A 26,950-nucleotide genomic window follows, 5' to 3' on the forward strand; every position below is an offset into this window, starting at 1 on the left:
GCAAAACGACCGGGTCAGGATGCGGTCTTCCCGCGTCTTGCCCCGCGCTTGCCATACGTCGCCGGCGCATGTCGCAGACGCGCATGTCGCCTACGCGCATGTCGCAGACGCGCATGTCGCCTACGCGCATGTCATCGTCGGTTTGCTCCGCCCTGCCGAAACATTTTCTAGCGCAGCGCCAGCGACCGCCCTCCCGCCGCCTCGATCAGCGCACCTTCGAGCGAGGCGACCTCGTCTTCGGTGAAGGCCAGCAAGGCATCCTTGTCGCCGTCGTCGAGGTAGACCTGCTTGATCATCGTAATCCCGCGCCGGCGCAAAGGCTGGGCCACGGTTGGACGCAGGATGGTTTCGCGCAAGCTGTCGGCAAGCGCCCGTGCTTCGCTCGCGCGCCCGCTGTCGATCAGCTTTTGCAATTGCGTCAACTTGTGGTCCAGCATATCCGGGGATGGCTGGTGGGCGCCTTCGCGCGCGCCGCGCGCCGTCTCGCCGCGTTGCTCGCCGGCGCCCCCCATGCCGCCCGCGCCCGGCCTGGGAAGGCCGGCCTGGCCCAGGGCCGCGTGCGCGGAGCTGGGCAGGGCATGCGAGGCCGGCGCGCTGGGACCGGAAAACCCCGACGCACCGTCGCTTGGCGTCACCAGGCGCGGCGCGGGGCCGCCTGCGGTGGCGCCGCCCGGCATGGCGGCATGCTGCGCCGCGAAGCGCCGCAAGGCGGCGCCCGACGTGGCAACGCCCGACGTGGACACGCGCGACGCCGCCGTGCCATGGGCAGTGCCGCGCGCTGCCGTGCCCGGCGTGGCAAGGTCCGGCGTGGCGAGGGCGGACGTGGGAAGATCGGGCGAATCCCGTAATCCGGCCGACATCGCGCGGATGTTCAACAGGCGGCTGCTGCCCTCCTCCACGCTTTCCTCGAGCCGGCGCGCGGCCTGGCTGTGCCCCTGGCTCGACAGGGTCCGGGCCAGCATCTGCTTGCTGCGCAGGGTTTCATGGTCGTCCATGCCGCGCAGGCGTTCGTGCAGGCTGACGACGTGCTGCTGGAGCCGGCGCGCTTCCTCGAGCTCGCCCTGCTCGGAGAGCGTCGAAGCCAGCCGCAGCAGGATGCTCAGGGTGTCAGGATGCTCGGAACCGAGGCGCCGTTCGCGCGCGGTGGCGAGCGACTGCTGCATGTCGCGCACCGCGGCCATGTCGCCCTGGGCGGCGAAGATCTCGGCCAGCGCCTCGCGCGCCTGCAGGGTAGCGGACGCATCCGGGCCGGCCTGGCGTTCGCGCACCCGCACCACCAGCTCCTGGAGCTTGCGCGCGTTGCCGAGGTCGCCCATGTCGCGCAGCAGCGCCGCCAGCAGCTGGGTGCAGCGCAGCGTGTCCTCGTGCTCGGTGCCGAGGACACGCTGGCGCCCTTCGAGCACGCGCTCGTAGACCATGCGCGCGCGCGAATACTCGCCCTGGCGCGCCAGGGTGCGCGCCTGTCCGGCAAGGGCGTCGAGCGTGACGATATGGCCCGGGCCGAACAGACGCTCGCAAGCTTCGACCACCTGCTCGTGCAGCGCCAGCGCGCGCGGGAACTCGTCGAGCGCCGCCAGCGTGGCCGCCAGTCCAGACCGGGCGCTCAGGGTCTCGGCGTGTTCGGCGCCGGCGTCCTGGACGCAATGCTCGACCAGCAGTTCGTACTGGGCGCGCGCCTCGCGCAGGCGGCCGCTCTCGCGCAGCAGCGCCGCCAACGCCGAGCGGCTGGCGCGGGTGTCGGGATGGGCGTCGCCGAGCAGGCGCTGGCGCAATGCGGTGCTCTCCTCGAAACACTCCTGGGCCAGGGCCGTGCGTCCCTGCTGGCGGTGCAGTTCGCCCAGGCGCAGCAGGTCGCGCGCCAGCGGCGCCGCGTTCGGATCGGGCGCATTGCCGCCCAGCAGGCTGCCGCCCGCGCCGCGCTCGCTCGCAGCCAACGCGGCGCGGCCGGCGGCGACGGCGTCGAGCAGGTCGAGCTCGGCGCGCGACTGCCAGGGAAAGCGCCCCTGCGCCACCCAGCCCAGCAGGGCCGCGACGCTGCGCGCGCCCGAATGGCGGTCGGTGTCGCGCTGGACCGTGCCGGCGAAGGGTTCGGATGGGACGCCGAACGCCTGCAGCTGCACCTCGTCGAGGTAGCTATCGAGGGACAGCTGGGACAGGCCGTAGCAGTTGCGCAGCAATTGTTCGAGCACGCTCTGGTAGCCCTGGACGCCGCGCTGCGGGTCGCCGCGCCGCCACAGCGCGCGCCGCTCGGCGTCGGCGCCGTCGAGGCAGGGCACCGGGTAGACCAGCAGCGGCCGCTGCTCGTCCTCGTGGCTGCAGCGGTACTCGACGGCGCGGGTGACGACGCCGGCCAGCCCGTCGAGGCTGCGACCGCCCGGTGTGAACAGGCCCACCAGGCGGTCGGGCAGCAGCGTGGTGCACACGCTCACCGCCGCCGAGCGGCCGCCGCGGGCGTCGATCAGCACGTGGCGGAAATGGCGCGCCAGGTGGGCGGCGAAGGCGCGGTACAGGGCCGGGCAGGCGGCGAACAGCCCGTCCCAGTCCATGCGGTCGGCGCGTTCGCCATAGCTGTCGTCGAAGCGGCCGGCGCGCATCAGGTAGAGCGAGCGGCTCTGGTCGACCCGTTCGACGTAGGCCTCCCAGTCGATGGCCTCGAGCACCAGGCGGGCGCGCTCCTCGTGGTCGAGGTCGGCGCCGGCGCGGCCCAGCGACTGCAGCTGCTCGCGGCAGGCCTCGAAGTATTCGAGCAGGCCTGGGCGCGCGGCGCCGGCCGCCGGATGCATGTGCTCGAAGCGCTCGTCCTGGGCCGGAAAATAATGGTGCAGGCCGGGCGCCTCGGTGTCCCAGTCGATCATCAGTACCGGCACCGTCGCATTCTGGCCTCCCGCCAGCAGCACGGCCGCATGGGCCAGCGCGACGCTGCGCGCGGTGCCGCTCTCGAACGAATAGAAGGTCGTCACTTCGCCGGGCCTGGGGATCGGCGGAAGCGTTATGCGGTTGATTTCCATGTAGCTCCTCATTTTTTGGGAAAAGTCAGATCCGGGATGGCGCGCCATTCAGGTGGGACATCGGGAAGCACGAATTGGTTGCAATCATGACCAGGCGGCATGTAGAGCTTCTGGTACTGGTAGTGCGTCGCGATCCGTTTCACCATCTTGTCGATGTCGGGCAGGAAATCGGGATTCGATTTCAGGTCCGCGGTGGCCATCGTGAAATGCGAGAAGTCGACATAGAAGCTGGACGACGCGATCTGCGGCGGCAGCCTGTCGGGATGTTGGGTCATGATCACCGGAATGATCAGGTGGCTGGGCAGCGTGTACCACTTGCTGCGCTCGGCCTCGAGCAGGCGCATTGCCGCGTACTCGCGGCGCGTGTAGGCATGCGCCTCGTACTTCGGCGTGTAGATGAGGATCATGCAGACGCTCTCGCACATCGCGCGGGCGATCTTGCGATCGAGATCGTCGCCGCCGCCGAGCTGCTCGGTGTCGACGAACAGCTCGTCCTCGTTGTCGAAATACGGTTCGAGGTAGCAGCGCAGCGCATCGGCCAGCGCTGTCTTGAACCGCTGCATCAACGCATGACGCCCATGGGCGTAGCTGAAGAAGCAGCCGTACCGAATTGTCATTGCCTTTCCCCTGTTCAATATGCCGGCTGGCGCGCATGCGCATCCATCACTGTAGCGTCGCAGACCCTCCCCATTTTGCGGGCGCACAAACGGGCCGGGCGTCGCGCTGCCGGCGCGCCGATGCATTCCCTGAGGCATAATCGCTGGGATCCGAAGAACAACCACCACCAGAGGAGACGCAAATGAAAGCCATCGTATGCAAGGACTGGGGACCGCCCGACAACCTGGAACTGCAGGACCTGCCCGACCTCGTTCCCGAGGCCGGCGAGGTCGTGGTCGACGTGCGCGCGGCCGGGGTCAACTTCCCCGACGTGCTGACCGTGCAGGGCAAGTACCAGCACCGGCCCGAGCTGCCTTTCACTCCCGGCAATGAATTCGCCGGCACCGTGCGCGCCATCGGCGCCGGCGTGAACGGCCTCAAGCCGGGCGACCGGGTGATCGGCTTCACCCGCGTCGGCGCCTTCGCCGAGCAGGTGCGCGCGCCGGCCGAGGTCATGATGCCGATGCCCCCAGGCATGGACTTCGACACCGCCGCCGCCATCACCCTCACCTACGGCACCTCGCACCATGCGGTGGTCGACCGCGCGCAGCTGAAGGCCGGCGAAACCATGCTGGTGCTGGGCGCGGCCGGCGGCGTGGGCCTGGCGGCGATCGAGATCGGCAAGGCGCTCGGCGCGCGCGTGATCGCGGCCGCCTCCAGCGCGGAGAAGCTCGAAGTCTGCCGCGCCCATGGCGCCGACGTCCTCATCGACTACACGAAGGAAGACCTGCGCGAGGCCCTGAAGGCGGCCACCGGCGGCAAAGGCCCGGACGTGATCTACGATCCGGTCGGCGGCCCCTGGAGCGAGCCGGCGCTGCGCTCGATCGCCTGGCGCGGCCGGCACCTGGTGGTGGGTTTTGCGGCCGGCGAGATCCCGAAGCTGCCCTGGAACCTGATGCTGCTCAAGGGCGCCTCGGTGGTCGGCGTGTTCTGGGGCGAGTTCGCCAAGCGCGAGCCGAAGGCGAACCTGGCCGCGATGCGCGAGATGCTGGGCTGGATGGCCGAGGGCAAGCTCAAGCCGCTGGTGTCGAAGCGCTACGCGCTGGGCGAGACGGCGCAGGCGCTGAACGACATGGCCGCGCGCAAGGTGACGGGCAAGGTGGTGATCGTGCCGTAAAGCTTGCCGGAGGGACGTAGGGTGGACGGCTCTGCCGTCCACGCGTTCAACGCAGGTTCGAATGTTGTTTCGCGGTTTGTCACCGGCAGATTGAACGCGTGGACGGGGAACCCGTCCACCCTACGGGTCAAGCGCAACCGTCACGACGACGCGAACACCATACGGATCAAGCGAACGCCGTGATTATTCCGCATCCGGCTTGAAGAACTTGATCACATCCTCCTGCACCCGCGTCCGCTTGAACGGCGGCAGGCTCTGCCAGATACGGCGGCCGTAGGGCTTGCTGATCAGGCGCGGGTCGCAGATCATCAGGACGCCGCGGTCCTCGACGTCGCGGATCAGGCGCCCGGCGCCCTGCTTGAGCGTGATGATCGCTTCCGGCAGCTGGTGGTGCATGAAGCCGTTCAGGCCCTGCTTTTCCATCACCTCGATGCGCGCGGCCAGCACCGGATCGTCGGGCGGCGCGAACGGCAGCTTGTCGATGATGACCAGCGAGAGCGCGTCGCCGCGCACGTCCACGCCTTCCCAGAAGCTCTGGCTGCCCACCAGCACCGCGTTGCCGGCGTTGCGGAAGGAGTCGAGCAGCTCGGTGCGGCCGCGCTCGCCCTGCACGAACAGCGGAAAGTCCAGGCCGCGCTCGGCGAACTCGAGACGCAGGCGCTCGGCCACCTTGTTCACGGCGCGGATGGTGGTGCACAGGAAGAAGGTGCGCCCGCCCGCCGCCTCGATCACCGGCAGCGCGGTGTCGACCACCGCATCGGTGTACTGGAAGGAGTTCGGCTCCGGCAGGCCGGTCGGCACGTACAGGATGCCCTGCTCGCCGTAGTTGAACGGGCTCGGCCAGGTACGCGCCGGTTCGCCGGTCAGGCCCATCTGGTCGGAGAAATGCTTGAAGTCGTTCTTCACCGCCAGCGTCGCCGAGGTGAAGATCCAGCTGCGCGGCGTGCCTTCGCGCTGGTTCTGGAAGATCGGCGCGATCGACAGCGGGGTCTTGTGCAACTGCAGCGAGGAGTTGAAGGCCTCGACCCAGAGCACGGCCTGGTCGCCCTCGACCACCTTGCCCTTGGGCGCGGGATCGGCCTTCCAGGCGTCGAACGATGCCTTTAGTTCAACAGCGCGCACGCGGCAGGCTTCCAGCGTTTCGGCACGCTCGGCGTTTTCTTCCAGCACCTCGATCAGGCCATCGAGCTCTTCCTTGAGCTTGGCCAGCGCCGGGAAGAAGGCGGAGGTCGGCAATACCTGCGGCAGCGAGAGGCGCGTGCCGCCTTCCGGGAAGGTCAGGCGCAGGTCGCGCGCGGCCTTCTCGACCACGGTCACGACCTTGGCCCAGTCGGGGCCGCCGCGCGCGTGCGCCAGGCCTTCGGCCAGCACGTCGCGGCACAGTTCCAGCACCTGGGACGTCGAGACCGACTGGCCGAAGAACAGGGTCGCGGTGTCGGGCAGCTGGTGCGCCTCGTCGAAGATGATGGTGTTGGCCGACGGCAGCAGCTCGGCCACGCCGGTGTCCTTCAGCGCCACGTCGGCGAAGAACAGGTGGTGGTTGACCACGACCACGTCCGCCTGCTGCGCTTCGCGGCGCGCCTTCATCACGAAGCAGTCCTGGTAGTACTGGCACTCGGCGCCCATGCAGGTGTCGCGGGTCGAGGTGACCAGGTTCCAGACGCTGGCGTTCTCCGGCACCTTGGCCAGCTCCGCCTTGTCGCCCGAATTCGTCATCTTGATGAAGCGCGAGATCTCGCGCAGGTAGCCGACGTCGTCGCGCGAGGTCAGGCGCCCGTTCTGCAGCGTGCGCTCGAGGTGGAAGTGGCAGACGTAGTTCGAGCGTCCCTTGAGCAGGGCCACCGACACCGGCGCCTTCAAGGCCTTGCGGATGGTCGGGATGTCGCGCAGGAACAGCTGGTCCTGCAGGTTCTTGGTTCCGGTCGAGACGATGGTCTTGCCGCCCCACAGCAAGGCAGGCACCAGGTAGGCGAAGGTCTTGCCGGTGCCAGTGCCGGCCTCGGCCATGAGCACCTGTTGATCGGAAATCGCGGACGCAATGGCTTTCGCCATTTCCGTCTGCGACTGGCGCGGCTTGAAGGTGCCGACGGCGGGCGCGAGCGGGCCGCCGACGCCGAACAGGCGGTCGATTTCTTCGTCGTACTTGCCGACAGGCGTTGCGGGAGCGTCGTCGGAAACGGCGCCGGGCTCGGTGCCGCCGGGAACAGGGAGGTGATCGGTCAAAATGGGCGTTTCGTGATGCGAAGAGAACTACGCCGGCACGTCCGGCACCAGTTGCATCTTCAGCAGGGTGATATGGTCTTTCAACTGCAGTTTACGCTTCTTGAGGCGGCGCAGCTGGAGCTGGTCGGCATGGCCATCGGCCGTCAGCATGGCGATGACCGCATCCAGGTCACGGTGTTCCACGTCGAGTTCGATAATGCGGCGCTGGATGTCTTGGACATCGGTCATGATGGCGGTTCCAAACAGGTTTTTCAACAAGGCGGGGGATGGCGGGACAGCGGGCTGGCGCCGTGCCGCGTGCACCTTACGGCTTGCAACACGGTGGCTTCTCGGTGCATAGTTTAATCTACAGCGACGTTGCCGCCAACAAAGATTGGCTGTCAAGCCACGGAAAGCATCAAAGTTTATGAATCTCTTCAAGATCAAAGCGGGGACCGCGCAACACCTCGGTAACCGCCCGCGGCAAAACGACCGGGTCGCCATCCTCACCGGCGCGCGCGCGCCCGGCTACGTGCTCGCCGTGCTGTCCGACGGCATCGGCGGCGCGGCGGCGGCCGAACAGGTATTACATACGGCCAAGCAGGTGTTCGACGGTTTCAAGCCGGGCGACGGTCCGCACCCGGAGCGCCTGGCCCAGCTGCTGCGCGAGATCGTGCACGAAACCCACCTCGTCATCCAGATGAACGCCGTCACCACCGGCGAAGAGGTCCAGGCCAGCTTCGTCGGCCTGCTGCTGTCGCCCCATGGCGAGGCGGTCTGGGCCCACGTCGGCGACTCGCGCCTCTACCGGTTCGAACATGGCCAGTGCAGCCACCGCACGGGCGACGCCGCCTACATCGAGCACCTGGTGGCCGACCGCCTGCCGCTCGAGGCGGCGCGCAACCACCGGCGCTCGAAGCTGCTGCTCAATGTGCTGGGCAATAGCCGCAAGGAGCCGTTCGTGACCGTGGGCATGCACACCGGCGTCGCGGCGGGCGACCAGTTCCTGCTGTGCTCGGACGGCCTGTGGCACTTCTTTACCGACGCCGAGCTCGGTGCGGCATTGTCCCGCTCGACGCCGCGCCAGGCGTCCGAGATGCTCATCAACAAGGCGGCGGAGCGCTCCGAGGGCAAGGGCGGGAACTGCTCGATGGCGATCGTGAAGCTGGTCAAGCCGGCCCTGGATGGGACGGGGTCGAACGGCTAGGTCGACACCGGCCCTTGCCTGAATGATCGGTAAGCTCTGCGCATTGTAGGGTGGGCGCTCCGTGCCCACGCGTGAACGTCGAGCAGACGCGGCGCCTTCCAAACGCCAACATGATGCCGGGGTCACGCGTGGGCACGGAGCGCCAGATTGTGCCAACACAATGCCGGCGTCACGCGTGGGCACGGAGTGCCCACCCTACTGCGCCGGTTTCCCGGCGTCTGCCTTCTCCTGCTCGGCCTTCGCCGCCTGCTTCGCTTCGCGCTCGGCCTTGCGCTCGGCCACTTCGCGCTGGCGCTCCTCGGACTTGCGGCGGCGTTCCTCGTAGGCGGCGGCATTGGCGGCGCGCTTCGGAGCCTCGGCCGCTTCCTTGGCCGCAGCCTCCTGCGTGCGTTGCTTGTGGCGCGCGATGCGGTTGGCCACCGGCGCCGGGCGCGGCGGCGGGGTCAGGGTCGGGGCCTTGGGCGGGGCTGGCGGCTCGGCGGCCATGCGCGCCTCTTCCGCCTGGTAGGCGGCTTCGGCCTCGGCCATGGCGCGGTCGCGCTCCTCGACCTTGTGCTTGCGTTTGAAACGCTCGGCGTCGATCTCGATCGCGCGCTGCACCGCCAGCGCGTTACGGCGGGTTTCCTTGGCCTGGTCCAGGCAGTTATTCACGAAGAACTTGTCGTAGCAAACGGCTTCGCGCTCGGCATAGCGCGCCTCGATCGCGGCGCGCTCGGCGGCGACGGCGGCCAGGCGCTCGTCGGCCTGGGCCACCGAGGTGGTCGGCGAAGAGGGAGCCGGCGGCGGCGCCTGGCGCTCGCTGGCGCAGGCGGCCAGCAGGCCCAGGACCAGGGTGCAGGCTGCGCTGCGCAATACGGACTGTGCTTTTCTCATCTTGTTCCTTGTTGCCTTGTTTTGACTGATCGGTCAGGCGATGGCGTCGGCCGCGCCGCGCCGCTCGGCGAGCATGTACTCGCGCGACTGCATCTCAATGATACGCGAGACGGTACGGTGGAATTCGTTTGCCAGCATGCCCTGGGTATAGAGCTCCTCGGGTTCGCTGGCCGCCGACATGATGAGCTTGACCTTGTGGTCGTAGAACACGTCGATCAGCCAGGTGAAGCGGCGCGCTTCCGAGGACTGGCCGGCCGACATCACGGGAATGCCGGACAGGATCACCGTGTGGAAGCGCGTGGCCAGTTCCAGGTAGTCGTTCTGCGAGCGCGGGCCGCCGCACAGGGTCGCGAAATCGAACCAGATCACGCCGCCGGCGCGGCGCAGGGCGCGGATCTCGCGGTTCTCGATGTGGACGATCGGGCTCTCGTCGGCGGTGTCGGCCACCTTGGCATAGGCCTCGCGCAGTGCGTGGTCCGAGGCGGCGTTCAGCGGCGTGTAGTAAGCCTGCACCTGCTCGAGCGCGCGCTTGCGGTAGTCGTTGCCGGCGTCGACGTTCATGACGTCGAGCTTTTCCTGCAGCAGCGCGATGGTGGGCAGCATGCGGTCGCGGTGCAGCCCGTCCGGATACAGCGTGGACGGCTCGTAGTTCGAGGTCATCACGAAGGACACGCCGTTGTCGAACAGGGCTTTGAGCAGGTTATACAGGATCATCGCGTCGGCGATGTCCGAAACGTGGAATTCGTCGAAGCAGATCAGGCGGTATTTCTTCGCGATGCGCCTGGCGACTTCGTCGAGCGGATTGGCGACGCCCTTCAGTTCGTCCAATTGATGGTGCACGGCGCGCATGAACTCGTGGAAGTGCAGGCGCGTCTTGCGCACCACCGGCACCACCGAATAGAAGCTGTCCATCAGGAAGGACTTGCCGCGCCCTACCCCGCCCCACATGTAGACGCCCCGCGGCACCTCGGGGCGGTTGATGAGACGCCTGAAAGCGGACGACCGCTGGGCCTTGTACTGGACCCAGTCGTCGTACGCCTGCTGCAGCCGCTCGACCGCGCGCGCCTGCGCCGGGTCGGACTTGAAGCCGCGCTCGGTCAGCGCGTGCTGGTAATACTCTTGGACGTTCATACGTTTGTTGTCTCGCCGCAGGCTGGCGAATAAATCGCATCGCCTGCAAATAAGGACGTAGGGTGGACGGCTCTGCCGTCCACGCGTTCGGCGCACGTTTGCAAGCCACGGAGCGGGCCGGGAAACGTGGTTTGAACGCGTGGACGGAGGACCCGTCCACCCTACGGTTCAGGGGCCGCCATCCGCGGTCGTTCGACGGCGGATGGCGGCCGGCCTCACTTCCTTAGAAGTTCAGCGAACGCTTGTCGACCGCCAGCGCGGCTTCCTTGACGGCTTCCGACAGCGACGGGTGCGCGTGGCAGATGCGGGCGATGTCTTCCGACGATGCCTTGAATTCCATCGCGACCACGGCTTCCGAGATCAGTTCCGAAGCGACCGGGCCGACGATGTGCACGCCCAGGATTTCGTCGGTCGTGGCATCGGCCAGGAACTTGACCATGCCCGAGGTGTCGCCCAGCGCACGCGCACGGCCGTTGGCCATGAACGGGAAGGTGCCGGCCTTGTAGGCCACGCCTTCGGCCTTCAGCTGCTGCTCGGTCTTGCCGACCCAGGCGATTTCCGGCGAGGTGTAGATGACCCAGGGGATGGTGTTGAAGTTGACGTGGCCGTGCTGGCCGGCGATGCGCTCGGCGACCGCGACGCCCTCTTCTTCCGCCTTGTGCGCCAGCATCGGGCCGCGCACGACGTCGCCCACCGCCCACACGCCCGGCAGGCTGGTGCGGCACTCGTCGTCGACGACCACGAAGCCGCGCTCGTCGAGCTGCAGGCCGACCGCTTCGCCGTTCAGGCCGGTGGTGTTCGGCACGCGGCCGATCGAGATGATCAGGCGGTCGAACGTCGCGGTCTGCTCGGCGCCGGTGCTGTCGGCGTAGGCGACGGTGACGTTGTTCTCGCCCTTGGTGATCGCGCCGATCTTGCAGCCCAGGTTGATCTTCAGGCCCTGCTTGGTGAACAGCTTGTGCGCTTCCTTGGCGATCTGCTCGTCGACCGCGCCCAGGAAGGTCGGCAGGCCTTCCAGCACGGTGACGTCCGCGCCCACGCGGCGCCAGACCGAACCCATTTCCAGGCCGATGACGCCGGCGCCGATCACGCCCAGCTTCGAAGGAACCGCGTCGATCGCCAGCGCGCCGGTGTTCGACAGGATGATCTTCTCGTCGAAAGGTGCGCCCGGCAGTTCGCGTGCGTTCGAGCCGGTGGCGACGACGACGTTCGTGGCGGTCAGCGTCTCGGTCGTCGGGCCGGTGACGTTGATGGTGTAGCCGCCTTCCGCCTTGCCGGCGAACGAACCGCGGCCGTGGAAGAAGGACACCTTGTTCTTCTTGAACAGGTAGAGGATGCCGTCGTTGTTCGCCTTGACGACCGAATCCTTACGCTTGAGCATCTGCGGCAGGTTCAGTTCCAGGCCCGACACGTTGATGCCGTGCTCGGCGAAGGCGTGGCCGGCGTGCTCGAAGTGTTCCGACGATTGCAGCAGCGCTTTCGACGGGATGCAGCCGACGTTGGTGCAGGTGCCGCCCGGGGCCGGCTTGCCTGCCGCATTGCTCCACTCGTCGATGCAGGCGGTCTTGAAGCCCAGCTGGGCCGCGCGGATGGCGGCGATGTAGCCGCCAGGGCCGCCGCCGATGACGACGACGTCGAATTGTTTCTCGTTACTCATGAATAGCTTCCTTGTTTATTCTTCTGGGACAAAAATCCACATCAGCAGGTAGACCAGTGCGCCGAACCCGGAGGTCAGCAGGGTGAACAGCACGAAGACCAGGCGCCAGACCCAGGCCTCGATGCCCAGCACGCCGTTCAGGCCGCCGCAGACGCCGCCGATCCAGCGGTCGGTACGCGAACGGCGCAGCGCGCGCAACTGGGTCTCGACCACGGTGCAGCCGGCCTTGAACTCGCTGGCGCCCTTGTTCAGGTTGACGCGGGGTCCGGCGCCGCCGGCGGCGTTGCCGGAATAGGACCCCGACAACACCTTCGCCTTGGCCTGCTCGAATTCGGCGTCGCTCAAGGCGCCGGCCTGGTGCAGTTCGTGCAAACGCCGGATTTCATCGGAGATCATGGCAGTCCTCACTAGTCGGTGGACATGCGCGCGCGGCGCGCATGTCCGGGTACTACTTGAATTACCTACCTGCTACGTTACCGCGGAATTACAGGTCGAGCAGCAGGCGCGCCGGATCTTCCAGCGCTTCCTTCATGGCGACCAGGCCCAGCACGGCTTCGCGGCCGTCGATGATACGGTGGTCGTACGACATGGCCAGGTAGTTCATCGGACGGATGACGATCTGGCCGTTTTCCACGACAGCGCGGTCCTTGGTCGCGTGCACGCCCAGGATCGCCGACTGCGGCGGGTTGATGATCGGGGTCGACAGCATCGAGCCGAACACGCCGCCGTTCGAGATCGAGAAGGTACCGCCCGACAGGTCTTCCAGGGTCAGCTTGCCGTCCTTGGCCTTCTGGCCGAATTCGCCGATCTTCTTCTCGATCTCGGCGATCGACATCTGGTCGGCGTTGCGCAGGATCGGCACCACCAGGCCGCGCGGCGAACCGACGGCGATACCGATGTCGAAGTAGCCGTGGTAGACGATGTCGTTACCGTCGACCGAGGCGTTCAGGATCGGGTACTTCTTCAGTGCGGCAACGGCGGCCTTGACGAAGAAGGACATGAAGCCCAGCTTGACGCCGTGCTCTTTCTCGAACTTGTCCTTGTACTTGTTGCGCAGTTCCATGACCGGGGCCATGTTCACTTCGTTGAACGTGGTCAGGATCGCGTTGGTCTGTTGCGACTGCAGCAGGCGCTCGGCGATACGGGCGCGCAGGCGGCTCATCGGCACGCGCTCTTCCGGACGGTCGCCCAGGTTCGCGACCGGGGCAGCGACTTGCTGGAGAGCCGGCTTGGCGGCAGGAGCAGGTGCAGCAGCAGCGGCAGGCTTGTTGGCAACGGCGGCCAGGGCGTCGCCCTTGGTCACGCGGCCGTCGCGGCCGGTGCCGGTGGCATCGGCTGCGCTCATGTTGTTGTCGGCCAGGATCTTGGCGGCGGCCGGCATGGCGACGTCGCCTTTCGAGCCGGTAGCAGCGGCAGCCGGAGCGGCAGCAGGCGCTTCGGGCGCGGCCTGCACCGGGGCCGAACGCACGGCGACCGGGCTGGTCTGGGCCGAGGCTTCGGTGTCGATGATGGCGATGACTTCGCCCGAGGTGACGGTGGCGCCGTCGCCCTTGATCAGTTGCACGATCACGCCGGCGCTCGGGGCCGGCAGTTCCAGGACCACCTTGTCGGTCTCGATGTCGATCATGTTCTCGTCGCGGTCAACCGACTCGCCGACTTTCTTGTGCCAGGACAGGAGGGTCGCTTCAGCAACCGATTCCGACAGTTGGGGGACCTTGACTTCGATTTGTGCCATTTTTATCTAACTCCGTTATGTATTCTGTGCAAAACCCCCGGCGCGAGCGCGCACGGGGGCGTGGTGTGTCTTCTTACTTGGTCAGGATGAAACCCTTGAGTTTCGAGAACGCGGTTTCCAGCAACTCCTTCTGCTGCGCCACGTGCTTGTCGGCATAGCCGACCGCAGGCGACGAGGAAGCCGGACGGCCGGCGTACGCCAGGCGCTGGCCTTCTTCCATGCTTTCGAAGATGTTGTGCTGGATCTGGAACCACGGACCCTGGTTCTGCGGCTCGTCCTGCGTCCACACCACTTCGGTCGCGTTGCTGAACTTCTTCAGCTCGGCCGCGAACGACTTGTGCGGGAACGGATACATCTGTTCGATACGGATGATCGCCACGTCGTTGGCATTGCGCGCCTTGCGGGTGTTGACCAGGTCATAGTAGACCTTGCCCGAGCAGACCAGCACACGCTTGACCTTCGACGCTTCGATCTTCTCGTCCACTTCGCCGATCACGGTCTGGAAACCGCCCTTGGCCAGGTCGGTCAGCGGCGAGCCGGCGTCCTTGTTACGCAGCAGCGACTTCGGCGTGAAGATCACCAGCGGCTTGCGGAACTGGCGCACCATCTGGCGGCGCAGCAGGTGGAAGATCTGGGCGGCCGTGGTCGGCTGCACGACTTGCATGTTGTTGTCTGCGCACAGCTGCAGGAAGCGCTCGATACGTGCCGACGAGTGCTCCGGACCCTGGCCTTCGTAGCCGTGCGGCAGCATCATGGTCAGGCCCGAAGCGCGGCCCCACTTCACTTCGCCCGAGGCGATGAACTGGTCGATGACGACCTGGGCGCCGTTGACGAAGTCGCCGAACTGGGCTTCCCAGATGGTGAGCGTATTCGGTTCGGCGGTCGAGTAGCCGTACTCGAAGCCGAGCACCGCTTCTTCCGACAGCACCGAGTCGATCACGGTGAAGTTGGCCTGGTTGTCCGACACGTTGGCCAGCGGCAGGTAGATGCCCTGGTCCCAGCGCTCGCGGTTCTGGTCGTGCAGCACGGCGTGGCGGTGCACGAAGGTGCCGCGGCCGGCATCCTGGCCCGACAGGCGGATCGCGTAGCCCGAGGACAGCAGCGAGGCGAAGGCCAGGTGCTCGCCCATGCCCCAGTCGAGGTTCATCTCGCCCTTGCCCATGGTGGCGCGGTCGTTCAGGACCTTCTCGACCAGCGAGTGCGCCTTGAAGCCTTCCGGCACCTTGGTGATGCGTTCGGCCAGGCGCTTCAGCTCGGTCAGCGGCACGGCGGTATCGGCGGCGTCGGTCCACTTCTTGTTCAGGAACGGCGCCCAGTCGACGGCGTACTTGCCCTTGAAGTTGGTCAGGACCGGATCGACGGTGTGCTTGCCGGCGTCCATCGCATTGCGGTACTCGGCGACCAGCTGGTCACCGCCGTCGGCCGGGATGGTGCCCTGGGCAGCCAGCTTCTCCGCGTACAGCTTGCGGGTGCCCGGGTGCTTGGCGATCTTCTTGTACATCAGCGGCTGGGTGAGCGCAGGGGTGTCCTGCTCGTTGTGGCCCAGCTTGCGGTAGCAGACGATGTCCACGACCACGTCCTTGCCGAACTCGGTGCGGTAGTCCATCGCGATCTGCGAGGCCAGCACGACCGCTTCCGGATCGTCGGCGTTCACGTGCAGCACCGGCGCCTCGATCATCTTGACCACGTCCGAGCAGTAGATGGTCGAACGGGCGTCGCGCGGGTCGGAGGTGGTGAAGCCGATCTGGTTGTTGATGACGATGTGGACGGTGCCGCCGGTGCCGTAGCCGCGGGTCTGGGCCAGGTTCAGGGTTTCCATGACCACGCCCTGGCCGGCGAATGCGGCGTCGCCGTGCACCAGGATCGGCAGCACTTCCTTGCCCTTGCGGTCGCCGCGGCGTTCCATGCGCGCCTTGACCGAGCCTTCGACGACCGGGTTGACGATTTCCAGGTGCGAGGGGTTGAAGGCCAGCGACAGGTGGACCGGGCCGCCCGGGGTCGAGATGTCGCTCGAGAAGCCCTGGTGGTATTTCACGTCGCCCGCCGGCAGGTCGTCGGCGTGCTTGCCTTCGAATTCCTCGAACAGGTCGGCCGGGCTCTTGCCCAGGGTGTTGACCAGCACGTTCAGGCGACCGCGGTGGGCCATGCCGATGACGATTTCCTGCACGCCCTTTTCACCGGCGCGCTGGATCACTTCGTCGATCGAGGCGATGAACGACTCGCCGCCTTCCAGCGAGAAGCGCTTGGCGCCGACGTACTTGGTGTGGAGGTAGCGTTCCAGGCCTTCGGCCGCGGTCAGGCGCTCGAGGATGTGCTTTTTCTTGTCGGCGGTGAAGGCCGGGGTCGAGCGGGTCGACTCCAGGCGTTCCTGCAGCCAGCGCTTTTCCGCCGGATCGCTGATGTACATGAACTCAGCGCCGATCGAACGGCAGTAGGTGTCGCGCAGCCAGTTCAGGATGTCGCGCAGGGGCGCGGTTTCCTTGCCGAAGTAGGTATTGCTGATGGTGAAGACGGTGTCGAGGTCCGCTTCGGTGAAGCCGTAGAAGCTCGGGTCGAGTTCCGGAAGGGGTGGGCGCTCCTGGCGCTGCAGCGGGTCGAGGTTGGCCCAGCGGGAGCCGAGGTAGCGGTAGGCAGCGATCAGCTGGGTGACGGCGACGCGCTTGCGGCCGAGTTCTGCGTCCGGGGAGGCGATCACGGTGCGGATCGGGCCCTGTTTCGCGCGTTCCGCGAACGAAGCGACCACCGACGAGTGGACCACGTCCGGGCGGTTCGATCCGTCGACCGCGGGCACGTGCTGCATCTGGTCAAAGTAGGCGCGCCAGTTTTCCGGAACCGATCCCGGATTGTTCAGGTACGCTTCGTATAACTCTTCCACGTAGGGCGCATTACCGCCGAACAGGTACGAGTTCGCATTCTGTTGCTGCATCATTCTTGCTCACCTTTCTTCGCGCTTCGCGAGTATGGGGCGGGTTAATCTAACCTTCCGCGACACGGCCTGACCGGTTAGCGGATCGCACTTACTACATCAAGTTGTGGGGGAAGGACGTATTACAAGGCAAAGGGGTCCTGGCTGCCTGGCATAGGCAAACCTGGCCCGCAACATTGTAACGCAAGCGCAGTGACGAGGCGGGCTCTGAGGGTAGAAATTAATTATTTCTAATTGTAAAGCCACATTTCGCGCCGCATCGCCCTGTTGACCAGGTAAATGATAATCGTTATCATTTGAGGATGAGCTCAAGCGGACCATCTTCCCCAGCAACGCCAGGCGCCCTCCCCGGCGCCCGCCGCGCCGTCTACCTGAAACAGCTGCACCAATGGCACTGGATCAGCTCGGCAATTTGCCTGATGGCGATGCTGCTCTTCAGTATCACCGGCTTCACCCTGAATCACGCGGCCCAGATCGGCGCGACGCCCGAGGTCACGAAACTGGCCGCCAGCGTCCCGCCGGCGCTGCTGCCGCAACTGCGGGCCTTCGCCGAGGAACACGCCGACGCCGAAGCGCCGCTGCCGGACAGCATCGCCAGCTGGGCCGGCGCCGCCTTCCCGGTCGACCTGCGCGGCCGCGCCGCCGAATGGACCGAGGAGGACGCCTACGTCGCCCTGCCCCGTCCGGGCGGCGACGCCTGGCTGCGCATCGGCGTCGACGGCAAGGCCGAATACGAGAAGACCGACCGCGGCTGGATCTCCTGGCTCAACGACATGCACAAGGGACGCAACACCGGACCGGTGTGGAGCTGGTTCATCGACATCTTCGCGCTCGCCTGCGTCGTGTTCTGCATCACCGGCTTCCTGATCCTGAAATACCACGCGGCCAACCGGCCGTCGACCTGGCCCGTGATCGGCCTCGGCATCGTGCTGCCGGCCGTGCTCGCGCTGTTATTCGTTCACTGATATGAAGAAGGCATTCATGAAACTGTCCCCATCGCTCGCCGTCCTGTCGCTGCCGCTGGTCACCAGCAGCGCGCTGGCGGCCGACCTGTCCGTCAAGTTCGAGCTGCCGCGGTTGAACGTGGCCGAATACCACAAGCCCTACGTCGCGATCTGGATCGAGCGCGCCGACCAGAGCGTGGCCTCCAGCCTGGCCGTGCTGTACGACCTCAAGCTGAAGAACCGCGAGGGCGAGAAGTGGCTGAAGGACCTGCGCAGCTGGTGGCGCAAGGCCGGGCGCGACGCCACCATGCCGATCGACGGCGTCAGCGGTGCGACCCGTCCGCCGGGTGCGCACACGATGAAATTCGACGCCGCGCGCTACGGCCTGGACAAGCTGCCGGCCGGCGACTACACGCTGGTGGTCGAGGCGGCGCGCGAATCGGGCGGGCGCGAAGTCGTGAAGCTGCCATTCAACTGGACCGGCAAGGGCAAGCTGAACGCCAGCGCGGCGGGCAAGGACGAACTGGGCGCCGTGTCGCTCCAGATGCAATGACAAACCAGACAACAAGACAGGAGCACAGCATGCAACAACCCCGCCTCACCAAGACCATCGCCCTCGGCCTGCTGTTCGCCGGCCTCTCGCTGTCGGCCCAGGCGCACAGCCCCTGGCTGCTGCCGAACAGCGCCATGGTGGACGCCAAGGAAGCCTGGGTCTCGCTCGACGCCGGCATCTCGAACCAGCTGTTCGAGTTCAACCATGCCCCGCTGCGCCTGGACAACCTGACGGTCACCGATCCGGATGGCGTCACGACCAAGGCCGAAGGCGCCGTGCTGGGCAAGTTCCGCAGCACGCTCGACCTGCGCCTGCCGAAGGACGGCACCTACCGCCTGGCGATCGTCAACAACAACGTGATGGGCAGCTACAAGCTGAACGGCGAGACCAAGCGCTTCCGCGGCGCCCAGGGCAGCCCGGCCGCGCAGGTTCCGGCCGGCGCCACCGAGGTCCAGACCACCAACACGCTGGCGCGCATCGAGACCTTCGTCTCGGCCAACAAGATGAACGAGACCGCGCTGAAACCGAGCGGCGTCGGCCTCGAGATGATCCCGGTCACCCATCCGTCCGACCTGCGCGTCGGCGAACCGATCCGCGTGCGCTTCCAGCTCGACGGCAAGCCTGCCGCCAACCTGCCGTTCAGCGTGATCGGCGGCACCGCCAAGTACCGCAGCGCCGCCGGCGAGCAGCGCCTGAGCACCGACGCCAAGGGCGAAGCCTCGTTCACCGTGACGGCGCCGAACATGTACTGGCTCAGCGCCGCCTACCCGCACGGCGAAGCCAAGGACAAGCCGCAGGCGGGCGCCAAGCGCTACACCTACGCGGCCACCTTCGAAGTGCTGCCGCACTAAGCAGCGGCCAGCAGCCAAGCGGTAAAGCAGCATGCGCGACGTCCTGGTCCCCCACGCGATCGACCTGGCCCTGCCCGCCCCGGGCAGCCGGCTGCGCGAGGCCGGCGGCCTCACCATGGGCACCAGCTGGTCGGCCCGGATGGCGCTGCCGCCCGCCGTGACGGCGGACCTGGACGCCCTGCTCCAGCGCGAGCTGGATGCCATCGTGGCCCAGATGAGCCACTGGGACGAGGACTCGCTGCTGTCGCGCTATAACCGGGCGGACGCCGGCAGCTGGCATGCGCTGCCATCCGGGTTCTTCGAGGTGATCGACTTCGGGCTGCGGGTGCATGAAGACACGGCCGGCGCCTACGACCCGGCCGCGGGCGCCCTGGTTTCCTTGTGGGGCTTCGGCCCGACACGGCGTCACAGCCACGCCGGCTTCGCGCCGCCTTCGGCAAGCGCCGTGGCGGATGCGCTGGCGCGGCGCGCCGAGGCCACGCCGCGGCTCGACCGCGCGGGCCGCCGCCTGCTGCAGCCGGGCAGCGCGCAACTCGACTTTTCCGCGATCGCCAAGGGCTACGCCGTGGACCGCCTCGGCGCCTGCCTCGAGCAGGCCGGCGTGCGCCACTACCTGGTCGAGGTCGGCGGCGAACTGCGCGGCGCCGGGGTCAAGCCCGGCGGCGAGCCGTGGTGGGTCGAGATCGAGGGCCTGCCTGATGCAGGTCCGGACGCCGGCGCCGACGCCGGCGCCGCCCCGGGCCAGGTCGTCGCCGCCCTGCATGGCCTGGCGGTCGCCACCTCGGGCGACTACCGCAACTACTTCCACCAGGGCGCGCGCCGCGTGTCGCACACGCTGGACCCGCGCAGCGGCCATCCGATCGCCAACCGCGTCGCCTCCTGCACGGTGGTGGCAAGTACCTGCATGGCGGCAGACGCGCTCTCGACCGCGCTGACCGTGATGGGCGCCGAGGACGGCATCGCCTTCGCCGACACGCGCGGCATCGCCGCCCGCTACCTGGTCCGGCGCGACGGCGGCCTGGTCCAACACACTTCCGCCGCCTGGCGCGACCTGCTGCAATGACGTTGACGATCGACCCCATGCGCCTGGGCGGCGCGCTGGCCCTGTCCGGCGGCTACCTGGCGATGTGCGCCGCCATCTGGCGCGCCCGCGCCAGTTCCCGCCGTCCGCTGCAGCAAGGCGGCGCCGACTGGCTGGTGGTGCACGCGAGCCAGACCGGCAACGCCGAATACCTGGCCGTGCAGACCGCCGCCACCCTGGCCGCGGGCGGCCTCGATGCGCGCGCGCTGTGCATCTCCGCGCTGACGCCGGAGCTGCTCGCCGGCGCCAGCCGCGTCCTGTTCGTCGCCAGCACCTATGGCGAAGGCGACGCCCCCGACGCGGCGGCGCGCTTCGCCGGCGTGACCATGGCCGGCGACGCCGACCTGTCGCGCCTGCACTACGGCGTGCTGGCACTGGGCGACAGCAGCTACACGAATTACTGCGGCTTCGGCCGCGCGCTCGACGCCTGGCTGCGCGGGCGCGGCGCCACGCCGCTGTTCGAGCGCATCGAGGTCGACCGCGGCAACGCCGATGCGATCGCCGGCTGGCAGCACCAGCTCAGCCACCTGGCCGGCACCAGCGACGCCCCCGACTGGGAGGCGCCGGCCTATGGCAAGTGGCGCATCCTTGAGCGCACCCTGCTCAATCCGGGCAGCGCCGGCGCGCCCCTGTACCGCATCTGCCTGGGGCCGCTCGACGCCGCCCTGCCCGCCTGGGAAGCGGGCGACCTGGTCCAGGTCAGCGCACCCACCGACCCGGATCTGCCGCGCGAATACTCGATCGCCTCGATCCCGGGCGAAGGCCGGATCGACTTGCTGGTGCGCCTGCAGCGCCATGCCGACGGCAGCGCCGGCGCCGCATCCGGCTGGCTGTGCCTCGACGCCGGCCTTGACGACGAGATCGCCCTGCGCGTGCGCGGCCACGCGCGCTTCCGCCTGGGCGAGAACGCCACGCGGCCGATGATCCTGGTCGGCAACGGCACCGGTCTTGCCGGCCTGCGCGCGCACCTGAAAGCGCGCATCGACAGTGGCGTCGTCGAGAACTGGCTGGTCTTCGGCGAGCGCAACGCCGCCCACGATTTCCTGTGCCGCGAGGAGCTGCAGGCTTGGCAGTCAGAGGGCAAGCTGGCGCGCCTCGACCTCGCCTTCTCGCGCGACGGCGCGGGGCCGCGCTACGTCCAGCACCTGCTGCGCGAACGCGCCGACGCACTGCGCGCCTGGGTCGAGCGCGGCGCGGCGATCTACGTGTGCGGCAGTCTGCAGGGCATGGCGACGGGCGTGCACGAGGCGCTGATCGAAGCGCTCGGGAGCGATGCGCTCGACACGCTCGCGCTTGAAGGGCGTTACCGGCGCGACGTGTATTAAGAGCACCTGACAACCTTCAGGGCAAGGGATACGGCCACCCGGCGCAGCGTCGCAGACAGCACGCCTGTACGGCGAGACGATGCAACGCAGCCATGGAGGTTTTGTTAGGCGCTCCAAGCCGGCGACGCGGATTTGTCGCTATTAAGTCGATACCTGCGTCACAGTTTGATTCAACTCGCCCCCCGCCTCCCGCGACTACCTACATTGGTCGAACGTCATGCACGGCGCATGCGTGAACACCATATCGGGGGTAGACATGCATATCTTGATGAGCAAGACGCTTCGCGCGGCAAGCGGACTGGTGCTTGCCGCACACCTGGCAGGCTTCGCCGGCGACACCCAACCGGCCGCCGCGGCAACGGCGGCAACGGCGGCAGCGGCGGCAGGCAGCGCCCAGGACGCTGGTGCGCTCCAGGCCCGTCCGGACGTCTACGGCATCGTCAACCTGGTGCCGTTCCAGACCCTTACAGCCCAGATCAACGCGGGCGGCCAGGTTGCCGTCGAATATATCGGGCTGGGCAACCGGGTGCATGTCGGTTTCTTCGATGGCCAGCGCCTGGTCCACCCCATCGCGCCCGGCAGCACCGTGGCCCGGCTCGGCGCCCTGAACGACCGGGGCGAGCTGGCCTTCCTGGCGCGCTACCTGGACCCTGCGCACCCCTTGTCCGCGGCGTTCCAGCCGTTTCGCTGGTCGCCCGCGCGCGGCCTGGTCCGTTTGCCGTCGTTCAGTACAGCGACCGACAGCTACATCCCGGCCATCAACAACAACGGCGAGATTGCTGGCGCCTCGTACGCCAGCGACGCGGCCAGCAGTGCGCGCGCGGTACGCTGGACCGCGGCCAACCGCCTGGCAAGGCTGGGCCTTCCCGCCGGCTACGGCGAAAGCTATGCGATCGACATCAATAACCGCAACGTCAGCGTCGGCTACGCGATCGATGCTGCCGGCGTCGCGCAGGCCGTGCGCTGGGACGGCGCGAATCGCCCAAGCGTCCTGGGAACCCTGGGCGGAGCCAGCGCGATCGCCACCTACATCAACGACCGCGGCGACATCGCCGGGATGCTCGATTCCGCCACCGCGAACTACCGCGCATTCCTGTGGAGCCCCGGGCGAGGATTGGCGACTCCGGGACCGAACACGGTACCCGTCGGCTTGAACGCGGCAGGCGAGATGGTCGGGCGCATCGTCGACCCGGGCGGCGGCTACCGCGCCTTCCGGTACTCGCGCTCGCGCGGCCTGGTCGACCTGCACCCCGCGTCCTTCTACCTGTCCGAAGCGAACGGCGTCAACGACGCCGGCGTCGCGGTCGGCGTCGCCTGGCGCAACGAGGCGCAGAGAAGCGCCTACCGCTGGTCGGGCACCGGCGCGGTCGACCTGAACACGCGGCTCCTGAATCCGCCCGCCGGGCTCGTGCTGACCTCCGCGCTGGGCATTGCCGCCAATGGCGACATCGTCGCCGATTCGAACGCCGGCCCGGTCCTGCTGCGCTGGGGCGGCGGGGGCACCGATGCCCCGGTGCTGGGGCCGGTCCGGCTTCTGTCGCCCGGCCTGGACCAGCCGGTCCTGAACCGGCCGGTCCAGCTCACGCTGTCCTTCCGCGACCGCAACCCTGGCGACCGTCATACGGCGACAATCGACTGGGGCGATGGCCGGGGACCGCAGCGGGTCCCGGTGCGCGCGTACCGCGGAGGCGGAGAGGTGCGCGCCCAGCACAGCTTCACGCGGGAAGGAGACTACGACATCATCGTCCGCGTTACCGATTCGACCGGCAGGAGCACCATCCAGTACGCGCCGCTCGGGTTCTTCAATCAGCCGGCAGCGGCACCGGCTGCGGCGCCAGCGCAACCGGGCCCGCGCGTCGCAGCAAGCGGCGTGCCGGCCGGCCGCTGACTCACGGGGCTACACCTGCGCGGCCGTGGCATTGCCGCGCAGGCGCCAGGCACCGGCAGGCGCTGCAAGAGCGGGGCTCCTCACCGCTTCGCATACCCATCCACCGCCGCCCGCCCCACCGCCGGGTCGTCGGTAAAGAAACCATCGATCCCGGCGTCCAGGAAGGCGCGGATCTCGGCCACGGCATTGCCGCGCTGGCTGGGCGAGTCTGTTGGCGACGCGCGCAGGTTCGCCGGCAGGAAGGGGTTCTCGGGCCGCAGCGTCCAGGTGTGCACGGCCAGGCCGGCGGCGCGCGCGTTGGCCACGAAAGCCGTCGGCGCGCCCAGGTTGTTCGCCGCGCTGCGCGGGATGATCACGCCCTTGTAGGGCGACACCACGTCGGCATAGGTCGCCACTTCCTTCAGGCCGCTGGCGGTTACCAGGTCGGCATAGGTGCGGCCGTTCTGCGCCAGCACGAAGTCGTAGGGCGCATTGCGCGGCGTGCCGTTCGCGGCCGGCGGGTTGGCCGGGTTGTCGATCAACTGCACCAGGCGGATAGCCGTCATGCCGCGCAGCTCCTTCAGGTTCGCCACCTCGAACGACTGGATGAACACCGCCGCATCCCTGCCCCGGTAGCCGGCGGCCGCCAACTGGTCGACCAGGCGCTTTTCCAGGGGCAGGCCGATCGCCTTGAAATAGCTCGGGTGCTTGGTTTCCGGGTAGAGGCCGATCACCTTGTTGCGCGACCTGCTCTCCGCCTGCACCAGGTCGATCACTTCCTGCAGCGTCGGGATCTCGAACCGGTCGTTGTAGGCGACGTTCGCCGGGCGGTTGGCCGGAATGCGTTCGCGTGCGCGCAGGGTCTTCAGTTCGGCCAGCGTGAAGTCTTCGGTGAACCAGCCGCTCACGGGAATGCCGTCGATGGTCTTGACCGTCCGGCGCGTGGCGAACTCGGGCCGGTCGGCCACGTTGGTGGTGCCGGAAATCTCGTTCTCGTGGCGCGCCACGAGTACTCCGTCTTTCGTGACCACCAGGTCCGGCTCGACCACGTCGGCGCCGTCCTCGATGGCCTTGCGGTAGGCCTCGAGCGTGTGCTCGGGCCGCACGGCCGAGGCGCCGCGGTGGGCGGTCACGGTGGGCGCCGGCGGCCAGGAAGCGCCCGGGTTGACCAGGTCGCGGTCGCCCCCACAGCCGGCCAGCAGGCCCAGGCAGGAGAGCGACAGCGCCAGGATCGCGCGGCGGGAAAAAGGACGGGAAGATACATGTTTCTGCACGGTTGGCTCCTGTTGACAATCATGCGAAAAATGTAACTTCCGCATGTGACCGGCCCGTGACAAGGGCCTGCCGGCGCTCACCCGGCAGGCGTTTCGCCCGGAATCACGAATGCGAATGATAACGATTATCGTTTACATTCCGGTCGATGTTCATTACCATATTGTTCAGTTCGACAAGCCGGTCCCGTGCACGACGGGCCTCATGACAATCAAGAGAGAAAAACAGACGATCCATGCAAGCCATCAACAGCCGAAAGCACTCCCACAGCCACTCCCATAGCCGCCTCCAGGTCCAGATGAGCGCCGCACTCGCCACCATGCTGCTGCCGCTTGCAGCGGGCGCCGCCGAGACGACCGCGCCGGCCTTCGACGATGCTGCCGGCGCCGTGCCGATGGCGAAGGTCGAAGTCGCCGGCAAGAGCGAGGGCGGCTTCCTCGCCGAGCGCCCGTCCTCGCCGAAGTACACCGAGAAGCTGGTCGACACCGCGCAATCCGTGCAGGTGATCAGGAAGGAGCTGATCGAGCAGCAAGGCGCCCTCACCCTGACCGAGGCGCTGCGCAATACCCCGGGCGTGGGCGCCTTCTTCCTGGGCGAGAACGGCAACACGACCACCGGCGACGCCATCTTCATGCGCGGCTTCGACACCTCGGGCAGCATTTTTGTCGACGGCGTGCGCGACGTCGGCTCGATCTCGCGCGACGTCTTCAACCTCGAGCAGATCGACGTGGTGAAGGGCCCGGCCGGCACCGACAACGGCCGCGGCGCGCCGACCGGCTCGGTGAACCTGGTGAGCAAGAAGGCGCGCCTGGACGACGTATCGAGCGCCTCCGCCACCGTCGGCAGCGCCTCGCAGAAGCGCGTCACGGCCGACGTCAACCGCGTGCTGGACGAGGAGCGCGGCATCGCCCTGCGCCTGAACGCGATGGCCCAGGATGCGGGCCGGCCGGCGCGCGACGTCGTCAACGACAAGCGCTGGGCCGTGGCGCCGAGCATCGCCTTCGGCCTGAACGGACCGACCCGCGTGATCCTCGACTACCTGCACGTCAAGCAGGACAACATCCCCGACGGCGGCGTGCCGACCGTGGGCCTGCCCGGCTACACCAGCCCCGACCGCACGAACAAGCCGGAATTATCAGGCGCCGCGCCGGTCGACCCGAAGAACTTCTACGGTTCGAACAGCGACTACGACAAGGTCAAGGCCGACATGGCCACCGTGCGCGTCGAGCACGACTTCTCGCCGCGCTTGCGCCTGCACAATATTTCGCGTTACGGCCGCACCAGCCAGGACTACCTGCTGTCGGCCTTCCTCGCCAGCGGCGCCAACCTCACCCTGGTCAACCCGGCCGATCCGTCGACCTGGACCCTGGTGCGCAATACCCGCACCGTGAAGGACCAGGAAAACCGCATCCTGACCAACCAGACCGCGCTGACTTCGCAGTTCGATACCGGCAGCCTGCGCCACACCCTGGTGACCGGCATCGAGTTCACCAGCGAGAAGCAGGTCACCCATGGCCTCACCGGCCTGGGCACCCTGCCGGCGGCCAACCTGTACCGTCCGGACGCGGGCGTGCCAGTCACCGGCCTGGCGCCGCGCCGCACCGGCGCCTACAACCAGGGCGAAATCGACACCCAGAGCCTGTACGCCTTCGACACCATCAAGTTCGGCGAACAGTGGATCGTCAACGCCGGCCTGCGCGCCGACCACTACAGCGGCGACTACACGGTGGTCGCGCTGACTAACAACGTGCTGGTGCCGACCCATTTCACGGTCGGCGACACGGTCGTCAACGGCAAGCTGTCGGTGCTGTACAAGCCGACCGCCAACAGCAGCGTCTATGCGATGGCGGCCAGCTCGAAGCAGCCGCCGGGCTCGAATTTCACGGTGTCGGGCAACGCGAACAGCGCCCAGAACCCGATCTACGATCCGCAGGAGACGCTCACCACCGAGGTCGGCGGCAAGCTCGACCTGTTCTGGGGCAAGCTGGGCCTGACGGCCGCGCTGTTTCGCAGCGAGGTGAAGAACGAGGTCGAGCAGGATCCGGTCGACCTCACCTGGTCGCAGTCGGGCAGGAAGCGCGTGCAGGGCGTGGAACTGGGCGCCACCGGCGAACTGGCGCGCAACTGGATGGTCAGCGCCGGCTACCTCTACCTGGACACGAACGTCGAGGCCGGGCGCCTGCTCACCGCGAACGGCGAGAACCAGCTCACCTACACGCCGAAGCAGTCGTTCACGCTGTGGACCTCCTACCAGCTGCCGATGGGCCTGAAGATCGGCGGCGGCGCGCGCTTCAGCGACAAGCTGCTGCGCGGCACCGACGGCGCGGTCGGCACCCCGGCCTATACCGAGTCGTACTGGGTGTTCGACGCCATGGCCTCGTACGCCATCAACCGCAACGTCGACCTGCGCCTGAACGTCTACAACCTGGCGGATGAGCGCTACGTCGCCAGCATCAACAAGAGCGGCTACCGCTACAACCCGGGCACGCCGCGCTCGGCCAGCCTGACGGCGAACGTCCGCTTCTAAGCGCATTCGCCCCCGGG

20 protein-coding genes are annotated in these 26,950 nt (G+C 67.7%); 9 read left to right on the top strand and 11 right to left on the bottom strand.

Annotated elements, in window-relative coordinates; all coding sequences use genetic code 11:
* Positions 1-167 precede the first annotated feature (167 nt).
* Both RT688_RS02410 and RT688_RS02415 read right to left on the bottom strand, forming a co-directional pair.
* Entirely contained in the window at positions 168-3,008 is a 2,841-nt protein-coding gene (locus tag RT688_RS02410) for a tetratricopeptide repeat protein (RefSeq protein ID WP_313703249.1), read from the bottom strand.
* An 8-nt stretch (positions 3,009-3,016) separates the two neighbouring features.
* The gene (locus RT688_RS02415) at positions 3,017-3,625 is read right to left on the bottom strand and encodes a toll/interleukin-1 receptor domain-containing protein (RefSeq protein ID WP_313703250.1); all 609 of its coding nucleotides are present in this window, start codon (positions 3,623-3,625) and stop codon (positions 3,017-3,019) included.
* Positions 3,626-3,807: 182 nt separating this feature from the next.
* Between RT688_RS02415 and RT688_RS02420 the strand changes: the two genes are divergently transcribed.
* A complete protein-coding gene (locus tag RT688_RS02420; protein ID WP_313703251.1) occupies positions 3,808-4,782 on the top strand; it encodes an NADPH:quinone oxidoreductase family protein in 975 nt (324 codons plus the stop codon).
* A gap of 183 nt (positions 4,783-4,965) precedes the next feature.
* Here RT688_RS02420 and RT688_RS02425 read toward each other — a convergent pair whose 3' ends face one another.
* Positions 4,966-7,005 (bottom strand): ATP-dependent DNA helicase, encoded by a 2,040-nt coding sequence (locus RT688_RS02425; RefSeq protein ID WP_313703252.1) that lies wholly within the window; start codon positions 7,003-7,005, stop codon positions 4,966-4,968.
* Between the two features lie 27 nt (positions 7,006-7,032).
* On the bottom strand, positions 7,033-7,233 hold the full coding sequence (locus tag RT688_RS02430; protein WP_056333185.1) for a YdcH family protein: 201 nt from the start codon (positions 7,231-7,233) through the stop codon (positions 7,033-7,035).
* A 178-nt stretch (positions 7,234-7,411) separates the two neighbouring features.
* Here RT688_RS02430 and RT688_RS02435 point away from each other — a divergent pair, with 178 nt between their 5' ends.
* On the top strand, positions 7,412-8,191 hold the full coding sequence (locus tag RT688_RS02435) for a serine/threonine-protein phosphatase (RefSeq protein WP_313703253.1): 780 nt from the start codon (positions 7,412-7,414) through the stop codon (positions 8,189-8,191).
* A 195-nt stretch (positions 8,192-8,386) separates the two neighbouring features.
* On the opposite strand, the gene RT688_RS02440 is transcribed toward RT688_RS02435, so the two are convergent.
* The 6 genes from RT688_RS02440 to RT688_RS02465 all read right to left on the bottom strand — a co-directional run bounded on the left by RT688_RS02440 (position 8,387) and on the right by RT688_RS02465 (position 16,516).
* On the bottom strand, positions 8,387-9,064 hold the full coding sequence (locus RT688_RS02440; RefSeq protein WP_313703254.1) for a hypothetical protein: 678 nt from the start codon (positions 9,062-9,064) through the stop codon (positions 8,387-8,389).
* A 33-nt stretch (positions 9,065-9,097) separates the two neighbouring features.
* Positions 9,098-10,195, bottom strand: coding sequence for a cell division protein ZapE (gene zapE / locus RT688_RS02445; RefSeq protein ID WP_313703255.1), 1,098 nt, complete (start codon positions 10,193-10,195; stop codon positions 9,098-9,100).
* 223 nt (positions 10,196-10,418) lie between these two features.
* Entirely contained in the window at positions 10,419-11,852 is a 1,434-nt protein-coding gene (gene lpdA / locus RT688_RS02450) for a dihydrolipoyl dehydrogenase (RefSeq protein ID WP_313703256.1), read from the bottom strand.
* Positions 11,853-11,867: 15 nt separating this feature from the next.
* A complete protein-coding gene (locus tag RT688_RS02455; protein ID WP_312552169.1) occupies positions 11,868-12,248 on the bottom strand; it encodes a PspC domain-containing protein in 381 nt (126 codons plus the stop codon).
* An 88-nt stretch (positions 12,249-12,336) separates the two neighbouring features.
* On the bottom strand, positions 12,337-13,587 hold the full coding sequence (gene odhB, locus RT688_RS02460; RefSeq protein ID WP_313703257.1) for a 2-oxoglutarate dehydrogenase complex dihydrolipoyllysine-residue succinyltransferase: 1,251 nt from the start codon (positions 13,585-13,587) through the stop codon (positions 12,337-12,339).
* 73 nt (positions 13,588-13,660) lie between these two features.
* Entirely contained in the window at positions 13,661-16,516 is a 2,856-nt protein-coding gene (locus RT688_RS02465) for a 2-oxoglutarate dehydrogenase E1 component (protein WP_313703258.1), read from the bottom strand.
* A 299-nt stretch (positions 16,517-16,815) separates the two neighbouring features.
* On the opposite strand from RT688_RS02465, the gene RT688_RS02470 reads away from it, so the two are divergent.
* The 6 genes from RT688_RS02470 (at position 16,816) to RT688_RS02495 (ending at position 23,155) form a co-directional block, all read left to right on the top strand.
* Entirely contained in the window at positions 16,816-17,478 is a 663-nt protein-coding gene (locus tag RT688_RS02470) for a PepSY-associated TM helix domain-containing protein (RefSeq protein ID WP_313703259.1), read from the top strand.
* 16 nt (positions 17,479-17,494) lie between these two features.
* Positions 17,495-18,010: a DUF2271 domain-containing protein gene (locus RT688_RS02475; protein ID WP_313703260.1), complete on the top strand. Its 516-nt coding sequence runs from the start codon at positions 17,495-17,497 to the stop codon at positions 18,008-18,010.
* Positions 18,011-18,039: 29 nt separating this feature from the next.
* Complete coding sequence (locus tag RT688_RS02480; RefSeq protein WP_313703261.1) at positions 18,040-18,861, top strand: DUF4198 domain-containing protein; 822 nt, start codon at positions 18,040-18,042, stop codon at positions 18,859-18,861.
* A gap of 31 nt (positions 18,862-18,892) precedes the next feature.
* Positions 18,893-19,924 carry an FAD:protein FMN transferase gene (locus tag RT688_RS02485; RefSeq protein ID WP_313703262.1) on the top strand — a complete coding sequence of 344 codons (1,032 nt, stop codon included), beginning with the start codon at positions 18,893-18,895 and terminating at the stop codon, positions 19,922-19,924.
* Complete coding sequence (locus tag RT688_RS02490; protein ID WP_313703263.1) at positions 19,921-21,267, top strand: sulfite reductase subunit alpha; 1,347 nt, start codon at positions 19,921-19,923, stop codon at positions 21,265-21,267. Before RT688_RS02485 ends, RT688_RS02490 begins: the two co-directional genes overlap by 4 nt.
* A 268-nt stretch (positions 21,268-21,535) precedes the next feature.
* Positions 21,536-23,155: a hypothetical protein gene (locus RT688_RS02495; protein WP_313703264.1), complete on the top strand. Its 1,620-nt coding sequence runs from the start codon at positions 21,536-21,538 to the stop codon at positions 23,153-23,155.
* Between the two features lie 80 nt (positions 23,156-23,235).
* Here the strand turns inward: RT688_RS02495 and RT688_RS02500 are convergent, their stop codons facing one another.
* Positions 23,236-24,408 (bottom strand): glycerophosphodiester phosphodiesterase, encoded by a 1,173-nt coding sequence (locus RT688_RS02500; protein WP_313703265.1) that lies wholly within the window; start codon positions 24,406-24,408, stop codon positions 23,236-23,238.
* Between the two features lie 233 nt (positions 24,409-24,641).
* Between RT688_RS02500 and RT688_RS02505 the strand changes: the two genes are divergently transcribed.
* Positions 24,642-26,933: a catecholate siderophore receptor Fiu gene (locus RT688_RS02505; protein ID WP_313703266.1), complete on the top strand. Its 2,292-nt coding sequence runs from the start codon at positions 24,642-24,644 to the stop codon at positions 26,931-26,933.
* Positions 26,934-26,950 lie beyond the last annotated feature (17 nt).

Origin of the sequence: Massilia sp., from assembly GCF_032106685.1 — a bacterium.
Taxonomy (GTDB): domain Bacteria; phylum Pseudomonadota; class Gammaproteobacteria; order Burkholderiales; family Burkholderiaceae_D; genus Telluria.